Here is a 15,181-nt window from a genome sequence, read left to right as displayed (position 1 = left end):
GCTGTGCAAATCTTCAACAGAGTGGAAATACGCTGTTACAACTTCCCCCTGATCGGGGCAAAAAGTGCCTCAGCGCTGGCAATGACTGCAAAAAACCGTGGTGCGCTGGCCCATTCTTGTCTCGGTCAGCAGGGTGTGACAGTGGAAACAGGGCTGACCGCCACGGCCATAAACCTGCAACTGCTGCACGAAATAGCCCGGCTTGCCATCGGCGCTGGTGAAATCCTTGAGAGTAGTGCCGCCCTGGCGAATCGCCTCGGCCAACACGCGCTTGATCTCGGCCACCAGGGTTCCCAGCCGCTCGGCACTGATATTGCCCGCCGCCCGTTTGGGGTGAATGCCGGCAGCATAGAGCGCCTCGTTGGCGTAGATGTTGCCCACCCCGACCACCACCTGATTGTCCATCAGGAACTGTTTGATGGCGGTGCTGCGTCCCTTGGCGCGCTCACGCAGGTAATCAGCACTGAAGGCATCGGTGAGTGGCTCGGGCCCCAGCTTGGCGAGCAGCGCATGGGCTTCGGCCGGTTCCCGAGTCCAGAGCAGGGCGCCGAAGCGGCGCGGATCGTTGAGCCGCAGCAGCTTGCCATTCTCCAGCTCGATATCCACGTGGTCGTGCTTCTCGGCCGGGGTGCCGATATCCAGTACACGCAGGCTGCCGGACATCCCCAGATGAAGGATGGCGGTGCCGAAATCGGTCTCCAGCAGCAGGTATTTGGCACGGCGACGCACCCGATGGATGGTGAGGTCCACCAGCTCCTGAATCTCACCGGGGATCGGCCAGCGCAGGCGGCCATCCCGCACCACCACGCGCGTCACCTTGATACCGGTAAGCCAGGGGGAGATCCCCTGACGACTGACTTCAACTTCTGGCAATTCGGGCATGGGCACCTCGCAAGGAAAAGGAACTCAGGGGGCAGGACGCAGCAGATCGCGATACTGCTCGGCAGTGAGGGCGAGCCAGAGACCGGAGGGCAGCTGAGCGCCATATTGGCCGCTGTTCTGATAGAGGCCGATCTCGACCGGATCGTTCTGGCCAGCAATCCACACCTTGATGGCCACCGGGGTGCCGCGCACCACCTCGCCGGGGGGCAGCAACCAGCTCTGCCAGCGCGCCAGCCGGGCATCCAGCTGCACCGTGTCGAGCCCCAGATCCGGCACACTGCGCCAGCCCTGACCAATCCGCTCAATCTGCCAGCTCGGCCCCTGCCAGGTGAGCACCACGGCCGCATCCGGCAGCAAGGGGCGAGCGCGCTTGGCGCTGTTCTCCTGCTGGGCAGTCTCCATACGATGCAACAGGGTGATCACGATCAGCACCACCACAATGATCACGTTATTCCAGCCTTTGCGGCTCAATTTGAACATGGCAAGCCTCCCTTTGAACCGGCAGTGTACTGAATTCGGCGCATAAAAAAACCCGGCACGAAGCCGGGTTTTTGGGAATGCAGCATCAAGTAATTACTTGATTTTGCCTTCCTTGTAGATCACATGCTGACGAACAACGGGATCAAACTTTTTGATCTCCATTTTTTCGGGCATGGTGCGCTTGTTTTTGGTAGTGGTATAGAAGTGACCAGTACCGGCGCTGGAGTTCAGGCGAATTTTCTCGCGAATACCTTTAGCCATGATCTAATTCCTTATACCTTAACACCGCTGGCGCGCAGTTCAGCCAGAACCACTTCAACGCCACGCTTGTCGATGATACGCATGCCTTTTGCGGATACGCGCAGGCTTACGAAGCGTTTTTCACTCTCAACCCAGAAACGGTGAGTGTGCAGGTTCGGCAGGAAACGACGCTTGGTGGCGTTGTTAGCGTGCGAACGGTTGTTACCAACTGCCGGGCGCTTGCCGGTTACTTGGCATACTCTAGACATGTCAGTCTCTCCAAATCTTACTTCATTGCTCGAGCAAATATCTGCCCCGCTGGCCTTCGATTGCGGGGCAAACAGAAGGCGGCATTTTATACAGCATCCGTGATCAAAGATCAACTAATACGGTGCCAGAGCACAGTTATAGCCAACCGCGCTCGGCAAAAGAAACCGTGATGCCATCACCGATCACCAAGTGATCCAGCACTCTGATATCGATCAGGGCCAAAGCGGCCGTGATCCGATCCGTGATCTGGCGGTCGGCCCTACTGGGCTCGGCGACGCCTGACGGGTGATTATGCGCCAGAATCACCGCGGCTGCATTATGTTTGAGCGCGATCTGCACGATTTCTCTTGGCCAGACGCTCGCCGAATCGATTGTGCCGAAAAAAAGCTCAACAAATTGAATGACTCTGTGCTGATTGTCGAGCAGCAGCAGGGCAAACACCTCGCGCTGCCGATCCCGCAGCTGGGCCTGCAGATAGTCGCGGGTCAGCTGGGGCGAGGTGAGGGCATCGCCCCGTTGCAACTGCTCGGCCAGATGGCGTCTGGCCATCTCCAGCACCGCCTGCAACTGGGCATATTTGGCCGGGCCAAGGCCGTGCGCCTCGCAGAATGCCCGTTGATCCGCGCCCAGCAAGCTGCGCAAAGAGCCGAATTGATTCAATAGATTACGTGAAAGATCCACTGCACTCAGGCCATTGACGCCGGTGCGCAGAAAGATGGCGAGCAGCTCGGCATCGGAGAGCGCCGCGGGCCCCTGACGCAGCAACTTCTCTCTGGGGCGTTCATCTTCCGGCCACTCTTTGATGCTCATTTGTCTCTTCCTCATCCCTGTTGAGAAAAAACATAGCAAAAAATTGCGCGCGCCCGACCACACCCCTTGATGCCAACCCCTGTCGTCATCCATTGCCTGTGGTATCTTAGCCGACCAGTCAGAATGAGCCGGATAGAGAAACAGCAGATGAGATTGGCCGATAAACGCATCCTGTTGGGTGTCAGTGGCGGGATCGCCGCCTACAAGAGTGCCGAGCTGGTACGCCGCCTGAAAGATCAGGGTGCCGAAGTGCGGGTGGTGATGACCCGCTCCGCCAAGGAGTTCATCACCCCGCTGACCCTGCAGGCGGTCTCCGGTCATCCGGTGGCCTACAGCCTGCTGGATCCCTCTGCCGAAGCGGGCATGGGTCATATCGAGCTGGCCAAGTGGGCCGATCTGGTTCTGATCGCCCCCGCCAGCGCCAACCTGATGGCGCGGATGGCTGCAGGCATGGCCGACGAACTGTTGACCACCCTTTGTCTGGCCACTCCGGCGCCCATCGCGCTGGCACCTGCCATGAACCAGCAGATGTATCTCAACGCTGCCACCCAGGCCAACCTCAAGACCCTGGCCAGCCGCGGCATTCTGCTGTGGGGGCCGGATGCCGGCAGCCAGGCCTGTGGCGATGTGGGCCCGGGGCGGATGCTGGACCCCCTCGAACTGGTGGATCGCTGCTGTCAGCAGCTGGCCGCTGAGCCCTTGCTGGCAGGCGTCAAGCTGCTGCTCACCGCAGGGCCAACCCGCGAGGCGCTGGATCCGGTGCGATACATCAGCAACCACAGCTCCGGCAAGATGGGCTTTGCTATCGCTCGCGCTGCCCGTGAAGCGGGCGCCGAAGTGACGCTGGTGAGCGGCCCGGTAACGCTGGCTACACCAGCTGGCGTCACCCGCATCGATGTCGAGAGCGCCGAGCAGATGCATCAGGCGGTGATGAGCCGGGTCGGCGAGTGCGACCTCTTCATCGGCTGCGCCGCGGTGGCCGACTATCGTCCCGAACAGGTCGCCAGCCAGAAGATCAAGAAGACTGGTGACAACGACCAGATGGTGGTGAAGCTGGTGAAAAACCCCGACATCATCGCGGCCGTCGGCGCCCTTTCAGACAAACCCTTCACCGTCGGATTTGCCGCCGAAACCGTGGATGTGGAACAATACGCCCTCGACAAGTTGCAGCGTAAGCGGCTGGACATGATTGCCGCCAACGATGTGTCCCGCGAGGGGCAAGGCTTCAACGCCGATGACAACGCCCTGACCGTGTTCTGGCAAGGGGGCCAGGCCCCGCTGCCGCTGGCTGACAAGCTGACGCTGGCACGTCACCTGATCGCCCTGATTGCGCGCCACTATCGGCACTGAGCGTCCCGAAAGAACAAGACTCACGGCGCCCCGCCTTGCCAAGAGGGGCGCCAACACAAGATCCAACTGAAAAAGCGATTCATGACTACACAAATTGAACTGAAGATTCTGGATGCCCGTATCGGTACCGAGTACCCGCTGCCCGCCTACGCCACACCGGGCTCTGCCGGCATGGATCTGCGCGCTCTGCTGGATGCACCGCTGACTCTGGCTCCGGGTGATACCACCCTGGTGCCGACCGGTCTGGCCATCCACATCCAGGATCCGGGTCTGTGTGCCACCATTCTGCCCCGCTCTGGTCTCGGCCATAAGCACGGCATCGTGCTGGGCAACCTGGTCGGTCTGATCGATTCCGATTACCAGGGTCAGCTGATGGTCTCGGTCTGGAACCGCGGCAAAGATGAGTTCACCATGCAACCCGGCGAGCGCATCGCCCAGCTGGTGATCATGCCGGTAGTTCAGGCCAGCTTCCAACTGGTCGATGAGTTCAATCAGAGCGAACGGGGTGAAGGCGGTTTTGGTTCTTCTGGTCGCCAATAACAGACCACACCAGCCCGATGGGCGGTGCTTAATAACAGAATCAAGCCATTGTTTTTTTAGGGGAATCCATGGCAAGCAGTAATCAGAAACAGAGTCGGCGCGATCAGATCCTGCAAGCGCTCGCCCATATGCTGGAAACCAGTCCGGGTCAGCGCATCACCACGGCCCGTCTGGCGGCCGAGGTCGGCGTCTCTGAAGCAGCCCTCTATCGACATTTTCCCAGCAAGGCGCGGATGTTCGAGGGGCTGATCGACTTTATCGAGGATTCCCTGCTGTCACGGGTCAATCTGATCATGGCGGAAGAGAAGGACACCATGGCGCGCTGCCACCACATCCTTCAGCTGCTGCTGGTGTTTGCCGAGCGCAATCCCGGCATCACCCGCATCCTCAACGGCGACGCCCTGCTGGGTGAACACGATCGGCTGCGGGATCGCATCAGCATCCTGTTCGACAAGCTGGAGACCCAGATCAAGCAGGTACTGCGCGAGAAGCGGCTGCGCGAGGGGCAAGGCTTCCAGCTCGACGAGACCATGCTGGCCAATCTACTGCTGGCCTACACCGAAGGCCGTATCAGCCAGTTCGTGCGCTCCGAGTTCAAGCTCAAGCCCACCGCCGGTTTCGAAGATCAGTGGCAATTTATCCGCAGCCAACTGCTGCAGAGCTGATGGTTTTTTCGCATCATTCAGCAAAAAGAAGGGAGGCTTTGGCCTCCCTTCTTTTTTGTGTCAGGTTTTTATGGCAGAAAAGAAGTACCAGATGCGACCCGTACTGTCGCGCTGCGGTGTTAGATTTATCCACCATAAACCTTTTAGAACCTGACAGGACATCCTATGGAACCCGAAATCATTACCGAAGCGCAGACCTGGCTGGTCAATAATCAGGGACTGCTGATCGAATACGGCGTCAATATCGCCGCCGCCCTGCTGACCCTGCTGGTCGGCTATATCGCCGCCAACCTCATCAGCGGTGGCGTGGTCAAGGTGATGCAGGCCCGCAAGCTGGACACCACAGTCACCCACTTCGTCGGCAGCATCCTCAAATACGCCATTCTGGTGTTCGTGGTGATCGCCGCGCTGGGCCGTGTCGGCGTGCAGACCGCCTCCTTCGTCGCCATTATCGGTGCCGCCGGTCTGGCCATCGGTCTGGCGCTGCAAGGCTCGCTCTCCAACTTCGCTGCCGGCTTCCTGCTGATTATCTTCCGCCCCATCAAGGCGGGCGAGTTTATCGAAGTGGCAGGCACCGCGGGTGTGGTGCAGTCCGTTCAGCTCTTTACCACCACCCTCACCTCCGGTGACAACAAGATGGTGGTCGTCCCGAACTCCGCCATCCTCAACGGCACCATCGTCAACTACTCGCGTATGGATACCCGCCGCGTCGACATGACCTTTGGCATCGGCTACGGCTCTGACCTGCGCAAGGCCAAACAGATCCTCGAGCGTCTGGTAAGCGAAGAGCCGCGCATCCTGAAAGATCCGGCCGCTACCATCGCCGTTGCCGCGCTGGCCGACTCCTCGGTCAATATCGTGGTGCGCCCCTGGGTGAAAACCGCTGACTACTGGGGTGTCTGGTTCGACTTCCACGAGAAGGTGAAACTGACCTTTGATGCCGAAGGGATCGAAATTCCCTTCCCGCAGATGGTGATGCACATGCAAAAACCGCAGGCGTGATCGCAGTTCTGCTGCAACAGACAATGCCAGCCTTCGGGCTGGCATTGTCGTTTCTGGCCCCAGCCCATGGCCATGTCGGTGCATAACCACGCCAACCGGATGAAAACAATTTCAGGCTATCGGGGTGGCCCCAATCATGAGCAAGCGCAAGATCCGCCTTGCTTTCGTGACACATAATCCCAATGTTCTGGTTGTATGCTCCCGACAGTGACCCATTGCGGTAAAAGACAATCGGTAAAAATCTGTTACACGGGCCGCCCGATCGGCTCGCTATAATGCTCGGATAATAAGGTTTGGCGGGACCTTGCCTGCAAGGTTCAAACACAACTTGGCATTTCAGGAATCCTATGAAAAATATCAATCCAACCCAAACCCAGGCCTGGCAGGCACTGGAAGCCCACTTTGCAGCAAACAAAGAGACTCGACTCAAGGATCTGTTCACGCAGGACCCGAAGCGCTTTGACAAGTTTTCCCTTACCTTCGGCGGCGACATCCTGGTTGATTACTCGAAGAACCTGATCACCGAAGAAACCCTCAAGTTGCTGGTTGATCTGGCCAAAGAGACCGATCTTCGCAGCGCGATCGATGCCATGTTCAATGGCGACAAGATCAACATGACCGAAGGCCGCTCCGTACTGCACGTGGCCCTGCGCAACCGCTCCGACCGCCCCATCGAGTGCGACGGCAAGGACGTGATGCCGGAAGTGAACGCCGTACTGGCCAAGATGAAAGGCTTCTGCGAGAAGATCATCTCCGGCGAGTGGAAAGGCTACACCGGCAAAGCGATCCAGCATGTGGTCAACATCGGTATCGGTGGCTCCGATCTCGGCCCGGTAATGATCACCGAGGCACTGCGCCCCTACAAAAACCATCTGCAGATGCACTTCGTCTCCAACGTCGATGGCACCCACATCGCCGAGACCCTGAAGAAGATCGATCCGGAAACCACCCTGTTCCTGGTGGCCTCCAAGACCTTCACTACCCAGGAGACCATGACCAACGCCCTGACCGCCCGCGACTGGTTCATCAACATCGCCGGTGACAAGGCCCACGTTGCCAAGCACTTCGCTGCGCTCTCCACCAACGGCAAGGCCGTGGCCGAGTTCGGCATCGACACCAACAACATGTTCGAGTTCTGGGACTGGGTTGGCGGCCGCTACTCCTCCTGGTCTGCCATCGGCATGCCCATCGCCCTGTCTGTCGGTTTCGAGAACTTCGAAGCCCTGCTGCAAGGCGCCTTCGAGATGGACATGCACTTCGCCACTGCCTCCTATGAGCAGAACGTGCCGGTGCTGCTGGCGCTGATTGGCCTGTGGTACAACAACTTCTACGGTGCCGAGTCCGAAGCCATTCTGCCGTACGACCAGTACATGCACCGCTTCCCTGCCTACTTCCAGCAGGGCAACATGGAGTCCAACGGCAAGTACGTGGATCGCAACGGCAAGCCGGTTGACTACCAGACTGGCCCCATCATCTGGGGTGAGCCGGGCACCAACGGCCAGCACGCTTTCTACCAGCTGATCCATCAGGGCACCAAGCTGATCCCCTGTGACTTCCTGGCGCCGGCCATCAGCCACAACCCGATCGGTGACCACCACCCGAAACTGCTGGCCAACTTCTTCGCCCAGACCGAGGCGCTGGCCTTCGGCAAGAGCAAGGAAGAGGTCGAAGCCGAGTTCCTGGCTGCTGGCAAAACCCTGGAGCAGGTCAAGGATCTGGTGCCGTTCAAGGTGTTCGAAGGCAACCGCCCGACCAACTCCATCCTGTTCAAGAGCCTGACCCCGAAAACCCTGGGTGCCCTAATCGCCATGTACGAGCACAAGATCTTCGTACAGGGCGCAATCTGGAACATCTTCAGCTTCGACCAGTGGGGCGTGGAGCTGGGCAAACAGCTGGCCAACAAGATCCTGCCGGAGCTGGGCAACAACGAGGCTGTCACCAGCCACGACTGCTCCACCAACGGTCTGATCAACACCTGGAAAGCGTGGAAAGCCTGATTTATCCGGCCTTTCTGAATGCAAAAGCCCCGCTCGATGAGCGGGGCTTTTTTATGACTGTCAGGCTGATTTTTCTGGCTGACCGGTCGGGTGTCCAGTCCGACCGGCGACGGGGATCGTCATCCCCGCCCCTTCATCCTCCAGCCCGATGCGGGCTTAACCGCCAACGGCGATGCGTTTCATGTCCTTCATGTAACCGCGCAGTACCTGGCCGATCTTCTCGATCGGGTGGTTACGGGTCGCTTCGTTGGCCGCCAGCAGCGCCAGGTTATCCACGCTCTGCTCTTCCGCCTTGCTGGCACCCAGATCGCCCGCTTTCAGGGTCGGCATGAAGTGCTCGCGCAGCAACGGCACTGCAGCGTTGGCGAACAGGTAGTTACCGTACTCGGCGGTATCGGAGATGACCACGTTCATCTCGTACAGACGCTTGCGGGCAACGGTGTTGGCGATCAGCGGCAACTCGTGCAGGGATTCGTAGTAGGCGGACTCCTCGTAGATACCGGAGGCCACCATGGTCTCGAATGCCAGCTCGACACCCGCCTTGACCATGGCCACCATCACCACGCCATTGTCGAAGTACTCCTGCTCGGCAATCTTGCCTGCGAACGCCGGGGCGTTTTCGAAGGCAGACTTGCCGGTCTCTTCGCGCCAACCGAACAGCTTGGCATCGTCTTCGGCCCAGTCGGCCATCATGCCACGGGAGAACTCACCGGCGATAATGTCGTCCATGTGCTTCTCGAACAGCGGGCGCATCAGGGTCTTGAGCTGCTCGGAGAGCTCGAAGGCGCGCAGCTTGGCCGGGTTGGAGAGGCGATCCATCATCAGGCTGATGCCACCCTGTTTCAGGGCTTCGGTGATGGTCTCCCAGCCGAACTGGATCAGCTTGCCGGCGTAGGCCGGGTCGGTGCCTTCGGCAACCAGCTTGTCGTAGCAAAGCAGGGAACCGGCCTGCAGCATGCCGCAGAGGATGGTCTGCTCGCCCATCAGATCGGATTTCACTTCCGCCACGAAGGAGGATTCCAGCACCCCGGCACGGTCGCCGCCGGTGGCAGAGGCCCACGCCTTGGCGATGGCCATACCTTCACCTTTCGGGTCATTTTCCGGGTGAACGGCGATCAGGGTCGGTACGCCGAAGCCGCGCTTGTACTCTTCACGCACTTCGGTACCCGGGCACTTGGGCGCCACCATAACAACTGTGATGTCGGAACGGATCTGCTGACCCTCTTCCACCACGTTGAAGCCGTGGGAGTAGCCCAGCGCGGCGCCTTGCTTCATCAGCGGCATCACGGTTTTCACCACGTCGGAGTGCTGCTTGTCCGGGGTCAGGTTCAGCACCAGATCGGCGGTCGGGATCAGCTCTTCATAGGTACCGACCGCGAAGCCGTTGTCGGTAGCCTTCTGCCAAGAGGCGCGCTTCTCGGTGATGGCGGCCTTGCGCAGGGCGTAGGAGATATCCAGCCCGGAGTCGCGCATGTTCAGACCCTGGTTCAGACCCTGGGCACCACAGCCCACAATCACCACCTTCTTGCCCTTCAGCACGTTGCAGCCGTCCGCGAACTCTTCGCGCTGCATGAAACGACACTTGCCCAGCTGGGCCAACTGCTGACGCAGGTTCAAGGTGTTGAAATAGTTAGCCATGGTGATTGCTCCGTTCGATTGATTCCATGCCGGATAGCGGCGTTGTCTGAACCACTATAGCGCGGGACACTTATTGCCTGAACTGATATATTCGAAACAGTACGTTGCAATAACTGAAACGATCACCCTTCATAATTGCCTGCTGAATGTACCGCGAGATGGCAGAAACAAGCCGCCAACCGCTGGATATCGGGCACACAAGCCGCGCCAGGAGCTGAAAGATGGACCTTCGCAATCTCGAGCTGTTTCTCCACCTCGCCGACTCCCTCCACTTCGGCAAGAGCGCCGATGCCATGGCGGTCAGCCCTTCCACCCTGAGCCGCGCCATCCAGCGGCTGGAGCAGGAGACCGGCTGCATCCTGTTCGAGCGGGACAACCGCTCGGTACGGCTCACCCCCGCCGGCGAGAAGCTGCGCGAATTCGGCGGCGGCCTGTTGCAGGAGTGGCGCCAGCTCAAGCAGGAGCTCAAACGCAGCGATGAACCGCTGCAGGGGCGGCTGCGGGTCTTCTGTTCGGTCACTGCCAGTTACTTTCTGCTGCCCGAGGTACTGGAGCGCTTTCGCCGCCGCTACCCCCAGCTGGAGATCAAGCTGGAGACCGGTGACCCGGCGCTGGCGGTGGACAAGATCCTGGCCGACGAGGCAGATCTCGCCATCGCTGCCCGCCCCGACGCCCTGCCCGCCAAGCTGGAGTTCGCCAGCCTGCAGCAGGTGCCGCTGGTCTTTATCGCGCCGCGCAACGCCCCGCAACTGAACCAGTGGTTCCGTCAGGGAGAACCTGATTGGGAGCAGCTGCCAGTCATCCTCTCCGAGCAGGGCTTGGCCCGCAAACGCAGCGATCAGTGGTTTCGCAACAAGGGGATAGCGCCCAACATCTACGCCGAAGTGGCGGGCAACGAGGGGATTGTCGCCATGGTGGCACTTGGTTGTGGCGTGGGGCTGGTACCGGCGGCGGTAATCGACCACAGCCCGCTCGGCGACAAGGTGCGGATCATCGACCTCAAGCCAGCCTTCAAACCATTTGATGTGGGGATCGGGGTACTCAAGAAGCGGCTGGAAGAACCGCTGATCCGCGCCTTCTGGGATACCGCGCAGAATCAGGGCTCACTGCGCTGACACCGGTTTATAGATAAGGGCCGGATCGGCCATCATGATGCGGCTGGGCAGCGGCAAGTCGGGGTTGTGCAGCTCGAGGCGCACCCGCTCATCCAGTTTCAGCCGCCGAATGGTACTGCCAAATCCCTCTTCAAAGACCCGGTCAAAAGCACCAGACTGCCGCGCCCGCAGCAGGCCAAGCTCGATGCGCTGGGCCAGCTCCGGATATTTTGGCGAGACAAAGAAGAGCAGCGCCAGCGGATAGCGAAACACCAGACGGGGCTCGATGGCGAGATCCGGATGCTGCCTTAGTTCATCCTCGACCTCGATGACCGAGCGCAGGAAGCAGTCAAAGCGCTTCTTGCGCAGCATGTTAAAGAGCGCCTCATAAAGATTGCCCACCGTCACCTTGAGACCGTTGGCCCGCAGCAACTGGGTGTCTGGCCAGGACCTGTGCTGACCGATGGAGAGCCCGGCACGATGCCAGTCCGCCAACGACTCGATCGCGGCAAAACGCCCCTCATCCCCCTGCCGAACCAGACACACCCGCCAGCCGAGCAGCCCCTTGGCCAGCGGAATGTGGATTGCCAGCAACTCCCGCTCTCGCTCACCATCGGGGGCAAAGACACCGACCTGAACCAGCTCACCGCTGCGCAGCTCCTTCACCGCCCGCCCCTGCTCCATCTGCGGGCTGGATACCAGCTGATAGGGGCCATATTCGGGCACGGTGAGATCGAGGGAGAGGCGCAGCAACTGGACGACGGCGGGGTTGGGATGATCCAGCAGCAGATTCCAGGCGCGGATAGGCTGCTCGGTTGCCGATACGCCAACCGTCCACAGTACCATGCACCACCACCAGACTCTGATCATCCTGTGCACCATCCGTGCCTCGTGCTCCTCGCCATACTATAACGCCAGCCAGCGCCTCAACGGCGCCCTCGCTGAAAGATGTGTGAGCGCTCTCGTGTCAAATCTCGTGTCAAAAGTGACAATAGGCAAACCCGGCAGGTCATCGCAGACTGGGCATTCATCAACAAACACCAAGGCGCAGGGAGGAGAGCCATGAAACAGCATCTGGTAGAGATCAAGGGTTCAACCCTGTTTGACGAGTATCTGCAAAGCATGGGCGTACCCAGCACGGCGCTCGATCGGGAGCAGGATATCTATCTACAGGAACGCCACCTGGGAGCCATTCGTCGGGTGCAAGGCGAACTGCGCTTTTATCTGCGTGCCAATGCCCTGAACAAACGGTGATCAGGATCCGGTCACAGAACCCGCAGCAAAGGCGTATTAGACTGGTATCTTCCCCCTTTTGTCGGGAGTGCCCATGAAAGCAAGCGGTCTGGATCGGCTGTTCAAACCCCACTCAATCGCCGTGATCGGCGCCTCGACCGATCCGCTCAAGGCGGGTCATGTGATCGTGCGCCACCTGCTGGCAGGCCAGTTCAAAGGGCCCATCCTCCCCGTCACTCCGCGCAACAAGGCCATCGCCGGCGTGCTGGCCTATCCCGACATCGCCAGCCTGCCGCTGACCCCGGATCTCGCCATCATCTGCACCAGGCGGGAGCGGGTCTTGCCGTTGCTGGAAGCGCTCGGCCAGAAGGGTGCGGGGGCTGCCATCATACTGGCCGCCGACTTTTCCCCCGAGGAGCGACTGGAGCTGAAACGGGTCTGCCAGCAATATGACATTCGCCTGCTCGGCCCCAACAGCATGGGAATGCTGCTGCCCGGCCAGGGGATCAACGCCAGCTTTTCCCCCATTGCCGCCAAGCCGGGGCAGGTCGCCTTTCTCTCGCAATCCGCCGCCGTCAGCACCACCATTCTGGATTGGGCCAAGCAGCATGAACTGGGCTTTTCCGCCTTCATCTCCCTTGGTGATCACTGCGATATCGACTTCGGCCAGCTGCTGGATCAACTCTCCCGCGATAGCGTCACCCGCGCCATTTTGATCTACATGGACAAGTTGCACGACGCCCGCCACTTTCTCTCGGCAGCGCGAGCAGCCTCGCGCAACAAGCCGATCCTGGTACTGAAAAGCGGGCGCCACGAACCGGCCCACGGTCTCGACAATGTCTATGATGCAGCCATCCGCCGTGCTGGCATGCTGCGGGTACGGGATACCCACGAACTGTTTGCCGCGGTGGAAACCCTCAGCCACTCCATGACCCTCAAGGGGGAGCGGCTTGCCATCATCTCCAACGGTCGCGGGCTGGCTAATATGGCAGTGGATGTACTGCTGGAGCGGGGCGGCAAGCTGGCTCGCCCGCCACTCGATATCGGCAGCGATGCCACCATCACCACCTATCAGGAGGCGCTGGACAACGTGTTGCAGGAAGATGGCATCGACGCCATCCTGATCATCCACGCCCCCTCGCTCACGGCACCGAGCGCGCCGCTGGCCAGCCATCTTATCGCCTATCTGAAGCAGCATCCCAGAGCGCGCCGTTTCAATATCCTCACCAACTGGGCAGGCGAGTACTCGGCGCAGGAGGGGCGCAAACTCTTTACCGAAGCGGGCATCCCGACCTACCGTACCCCGGAAAGCGCCATGGCCGCTTTCATGCATATGGTGGAGTACCGCCGCAACCAGAAACAGCTGATGGAGACCCCCGCCTCCCTGAACGGCAACCAGCTCAATATCGAGCTCTGCCAGCAGCTGATCCGCCAGGCGCAGGAGCGCAAGCAACTGAGGCTGGATACCCATCTGGTACACCCGATTTTGCAAGCCGCCGGTCTCTCGACTCTACCAACCTGGATCGTTACCGATGCCATCGAGGCGACCCTGACCGCCGAGCAGATCGGCTATCCGGTGGCGGTAAAACTGCGCTCGCCCGACATCCTCCACAAGTCTGCCGTGCACGGCGTGGTGCTCAACCTGCGCACCTCGGCCGAAGTGGCACAAGCCGCTGATGCCATTCTGGACAGGGTCAAACAGCACGATCCGGGCGCCCGTATCGAAGGCTTGCTGGTGCAGCGGATGGCTCGCCGCAGCGGCGGCCTCGAGCTGCGGGTACGGATCCAGCAAGACGCCATCTTTGGCCCCGTCATTCTGCTGGGTGAGTCGGGTGCGGAACCGCAAGAGATGGTGGCAGCCTTGCCACCGCTCAATCAGGCGCTGGCCCGTTACCAGATCATCGGCGCCCTCAAAAGCCGCAAGATCCGCGAACAGGCCACGCCGGAACGACTGGATATCGATGCCTTGGGCCAAGTGCTTTGCCAGCTCTCCGAGCTATTGCTCGCCTTTCCTGAGATTCAGGAACTGGACCTGCACCCGCTGCAAGCGTGCGGCGCAGAGATGGTGGTGCTGGATGCCAGCCTCACACTGGCTGACCCCGCCATCCCGACCAGCAACCGACTGGCGATCCGCCCCTATCCTACCGAACTGGAGGAGGGTGCCTGGCTTAAAGATCAGCGCCATATCCTGCTGCGCCCGATCCGGCCGGAAGATGAACCGGCTCACAAGCAGTTCGTGCTGCAGGTCTCCGATGAAGACAGGTACAAACGCTTCTTTGCCGATGTGGGCGAGCTGGGCCATGAAGAGCTGGCTCGCATGACCCAGATAGATTACGACCGGGAGATGGCCTTCGTTGCTGTGGGGCAAGATGGCGAGCTGCAGGATCAGATCCTCGGCGTGGTACGCGCCATTTCGAGCCCGGACCAGAGCGATGCCGAGTTTGCCATTCTGGTGCGATCGGACTTGAAAGGGGTGGGTCTCGGCAAATTGATGATGGAGAAGATCATCCGTTACGCCAAAGAGCAGGGGATTGGCCAGTTATCCGGCATGACCATGCCCAGCAATCGCGGCATGGTCAACCTCGCCAAACGGCTTGGCTTCAAGATCGACGTGCAGATGGAAGAGGGGGTGGTCAATATGGAACTGCTCTGTAGCCAGCAAGCGACAGAAGCCTGATTTGGCCGCCTGTAAACTCGCTCAAATGGCTGATAAGGCTCGGATATAGCCAGAAAATGGTGGAAATAATCGGCTATCTGGCACTCTTACTTGGCAGAGAAAGCCAGATATTGGTGGTTTAAGGCGCTAAAAATACAAAAGCCCGGTCGTGAAGCCGGGCTTTTGTATTCGCTCTGGTGTGAAAGTCTTGGGTCGCTGGGTAAAGAGTGCCCATAGCAAAAAGGCCTTCCCAATCGGGAAGGCCTTCAAATTAGTGGCGGAGCGGACGGGACTCGAACCCGCGACCCCCGGCGTGACAGGCCG

Annotated in this window: 15 protein-coding genes; 8 read left to right on the top strand and 7 right to left on the bottom strand. The window is 60.0% G+C overall.

Annotated features, from left to right (window positions below):
• Nucleotides 1–69 precede the first annotated feature (69 nt).
• The 5 genes from mutM to radC all read right to left on the bottom strand — a co-directional run bounded on the left by mutM (nucleotide 70) and on the right by radC (nucleotide 2,682).
• The gene (mutM, locus tag AB5Y83_RS02740; RefSeq protein ID WP_021231536.1) at nucleotides 70–882 is read right to left on the bottom strand and encodes a bifunctional DNA-formamidopyrimidine glycosylase/DNA-(apurinic or apyrimidinic site) lyase; all 813 of its coding nucleotides are present in this window, start codon (nucleotides 880–882) and stop codon (nucleotides 70–72) included.
• Nucleotides 883–906: 24 nt separating this feature from the next.
• Nucleotides 907–1,362: a hypothetical protein gene (locus AB5Y83_RS02735; protein ID WP_279488678.1), complete on the bottom strand. Its 456-nt coding sequence runs from the start codon at nucleotides 1,360–1,362 to the stop codon at nucleotides 907–909.
• A 93-nt stretch (nucleotides 1,363–1,455) separates the two neighbouring features.
• Nucleotides 1,456–1,623 carry a 50S ribosomal protein L33 gene (gene rpmG, locus AB5Y83_RS02730; protein ID WP_005307500.1) on the bottom strand — a complete coding sequence of 56 codons (168 nt, stop codon included), beginning with the start codon at nucleotides 1,621–1,623 and terminating at the stop codon, nucleotides 1,456–1,458.
• Nucleotides 1,624–1,634: 11 nt separating this feature from the next.
• Nucleotides 1,635–1,871 (bottom strand): 50S ribosomal protein L28, encoded by a 237-nt coding sequence (gene rpmB, locus AB5Y83_RS02725; RefSeq protein WP_005307492.1) that lies wholly within the window; start codon nucleotides 1,869–1,871, stop codon nucleotides 1,635–1,637.
• A 136-nt stretch (nucleotides 1,872–2,007) separates the two neighbouring features.
• Nucleotides 2,008–2,682, bottom strand: coding sequence for a DNA repair protein RadC (radC, locus tag AB5Y83_RS02720; protein ID WP_118854398.1), 675 nt, complete (start codon nucleotides 2,680–2,682; stop codon nucleotides 2,008–2,010).
• A 147-nt stretch (nucleotides 2,683–2,829) separates the two neighbouring features.
• Here radC and coaBC point away from each other — a divergent pair, with 147 nt between their 5' ends.
• The 5 genes from coaBC to pgi all read left to right on the top strand — a co-directional run bounded on the left by coaBC (nucleotide 2,830) and on the right by pgi (nucleotide 8,236).
• Nucleotides 2,830–4,032, top strand: a complete 1,203-nt coding sequence (gene coaBC, locus AB5Y83_RS02715; RefSeq protein WP_193861455.1) for a bifunctional phosphopantothenoylcysteine decarboxylase/phosphopantothenate--cysteine ligase CoaBC — start codon at nucleotides 2,830–2,832, stop codon at nucleotides 4,030–4,032.
• 81 nt (nucleotides 4,033–4,113) lie between these two features.
• Nucleotides 4,114–4,572 (top strand): dUTP diphosphatase, encoded by a 459-nt coding sequence (gene dut / locus AB5Y83_RS02710; RefSeq protein WP_005339498.1) that lies wholly within the window; start codon nucleotides 4,114–4,116, stop codon nucleotides 4,570–4,572.
• Nucleotides 4,573–4,640: 68 nt separating this feature from the next.
• Nucleotides 4,641–5,237: a nucleoid occlusion factor SlmA gene (gene slmA, locus AB5Y83_RS02705; RefSeq protein WP_005339495.1), complete on the top strand. Its 597-nt coding sequence runs from the start codon at nucleotides 4,641–4,643 to the stop codon at nucleotides 5,235–5,237.
• Nucleotides 5,238–5,402: 165 nt separating this feature from the next.
• A complete protein-coding gene (locus tag AB5Y83_RS02700; protein WP_005339493.1) occupies nucleotides 5,403–6,239 on the top strand; it encodes a mechanosensitive ion channel domain-containing protein in 837 nt (278 codons plus the stop codon).
• Nucleotides 6,240–6,586: 347 nt separating this feature from the next.
• Entirely contained in the window at nucleotides 6,587–8,236 is a 1,650-nt protein-coding gene (gene pgi, locus AB5Y83_RS02695; RefSeq protein ID WP_368174662.1) for a glucose-6-phosphate isomerase, read from the top strand.
• Nucleotides 8,237–8,392: 156 nt separating this feature from the next.
• Here the strand turns inward: pgi and ilvC are convergent, their stop codons facing one another.
• Nucleotides 8,393–9,874, bottom strand: coding sequence for a ketol-acid reductoisomerase (ilvC, locus tag AB5Y83_RS02690; protein WP_040069421.1), 1,482 nt, complete (start codon nucleotides 9,872–9,874; stop codon nucleotides 8,393–8,395).
• A 221-nt stretch (nucleotides 9,875–10,095) separates the two neighbouring features.
• Between ilvC and ilvY the strand changes: the two genes are divergently transcribed.
• The gene (gene ilvY / locus AB5Y83_RS02685; RefSeq protein WP_040069423.1) at nucleotides 10,096–10,989 is read left to right on the top strand and encodes an HTH-type transcriptional activator IlvY; all 894 of its coding nucleotides are present in this window, start codon (nucleotides 10,096–10,098) and stop codon (nucleotides 10,987–10,989) included.
• Here the strand turns inward: ilvY and AB5Y83_RS02680 are convergent.
• A complete protein-coding gene (locus AB5Y83_RS02680) occupies nucleotides 10,978–11,838 on the bottom strand; it encodes a hypothetical protein (protein ID WP_368174661.1) in 861 nt (286 codons plus the stop codon). The two genes, ilvY and AB5Y83_RS02680, sit on opposite strands and share 12 nt — an antisense overlap.
• A gap of 192 nt (nucleotides 11,839–12,030) precedes the next feature.
• Between AB5Y83_RS02680 and AB5Y83_RS02675 the strand changes: the two genes are divergently transcribed.
• Nucleotides 12,031–12,222, top strand: a complete 192-nt coding sequence (locus AB5Y83_RS02675; protein ID WP_005339486.1) for a hypothetical protein — start codon at nucleotides 12,031–12,033, stop codon at nucleotides 12,220–12,222.
• A gap of 73 nt (nucleotides 12,223–12,295) precedes the next feature.
• Nucleotides 12,296–14,878 carry a GNAT family N-acetyltransferase gene (locus AB5Y83_RS02670; protein WP_368174660.1) on the top strand — a complete coding sequence of 861 codons (2,583 nt, stop codon included), beginning with the start codon at nucleotides 12,296–12,298 and terminating at the stop codon, nucleotides 14,876–14,878.
• Nucleotides 14,879–15,181: the final 303 nt, after the last annotated feature.

The organism is Aeromonas sp. R5-4, assembly GCF_040908215.1.
Classification (GTDB): Bacteria; Pseudomonadota; Gammaproteobacteria; order Enterobacterales; family Aeromonadaceae; genus Aeromonas; species Aeromonas veronii.
The sequence above is the reverse complement of the archived record's forward strand: the minus strand, read 5'-3'. Positions and strand labels throughout refer to the sequence as shown.

Excerpts from the sequence above, each read along its gene's own strand:
- mutM (WP_021231536.1), bottom strand. The coding sequence starts at position 882 with ATGCCCGAATTGCCAGAAGTTGAAGTCAGTCGTCAGGGGATCTCCCCC.
- rpmG (WP_005307500.1), bottom strand. The coding sequence starts at position 1,623 with ATGGCTAAAGGTATTCGCGAGAAAATTCGCCTGAACTCCAGCGCCGGT.
- ilvC (WP_040069421.1), bottom strand. The coding sequence starts at position 9,874 with ATGGCTAACTATTTCAACACCTTGAACCTGCGTCAGCAGTTGGCCCAG.
- slmA (WP_005339495.1), top strand. The coding sequence starts at position 4,641 with ATGGCAAGCAGTAATCAGAAACAGAGTCGGCGCGATCAGATCCTGCAA.
- ilvY (WP_040069423.1), top strand. The coding sequence starts at position 10,096 with ATGGACCTTCGCAATCTCGAGCTGTTTCTCCACCTCGCCGACTCCCTC.
- pgi (WP_368174662.1), top strand. The coding sequence starts at position 6,587 with ATGAAAAATATCAATCCAACCCAAACCCAGGCCTGGCAGGCACTGGAA.
- AB5Y83_RS02700 (WP_005339493.1), top strand. The coding sequence starts at position 5,403 with ATGGAACCCGAAATCATTACCGAAGCGCAGACCTGGCTGGTCAATAAT.
- AB5Y83_RS02670 (WP_368174660.1), top strand. The coding sequence starts at position 12,296 with ATGAAAGCAAGCGGTCTGGATCGGCTGTTCAAACCCCACTCAATCGCC.
- AB5Y83_RS02735 (WP_279488678.1), bottom strand. The coding sequence starts at position 1,362 with ATGTTCAAATTGAGCCGCAAAGGCTGGAATAACGTGATCATTGTGGTG.
- rpmB (WP_005307492.1), bottom strand. The coding sequence starts at position 1,871 with ATGTCTAGAGTATGCCAAGTAACCGGCAAGCGCCCGGCAGTTGGTAAC.
- AB5Y83_RS02680 (WP_368174661.1), bottom strand. The coding sequence starts at position 11,838 with ATGATCAGAGTCTGGTGGTGGTGCATGGTACTGTGGACGGTTGGCGTA.
- radC (WP_118854398.1), bottom strand. The coding sequence starts at position 2,682 with ATGAGCATCAAAGAGTGGCCGGAAGATGAACGCCCCAGAGAGAAGTTG.
- dut (WP_005339498.1), top strand. The coding sequence starts at position 4,114 with ATGACTACACAAATTGAACTGAAGATTCTGGATGCCCGTATCGGTACC.
- AB5Y83_RS02675 (WP_005339486.1), top strand. The coding sequence starts at position 12,031 with ATGAAACAGCATCTGGTAGAGATCAAGGGTTCAACCCTGTTTGACGAG.
- coaBC (WP_193861455.1), top strand. The coding sequence starts at position 2,830 with ATGAGATTGGCCGATAAACGCATCCTGTTGGGTGTCAGTGGCGGGATC.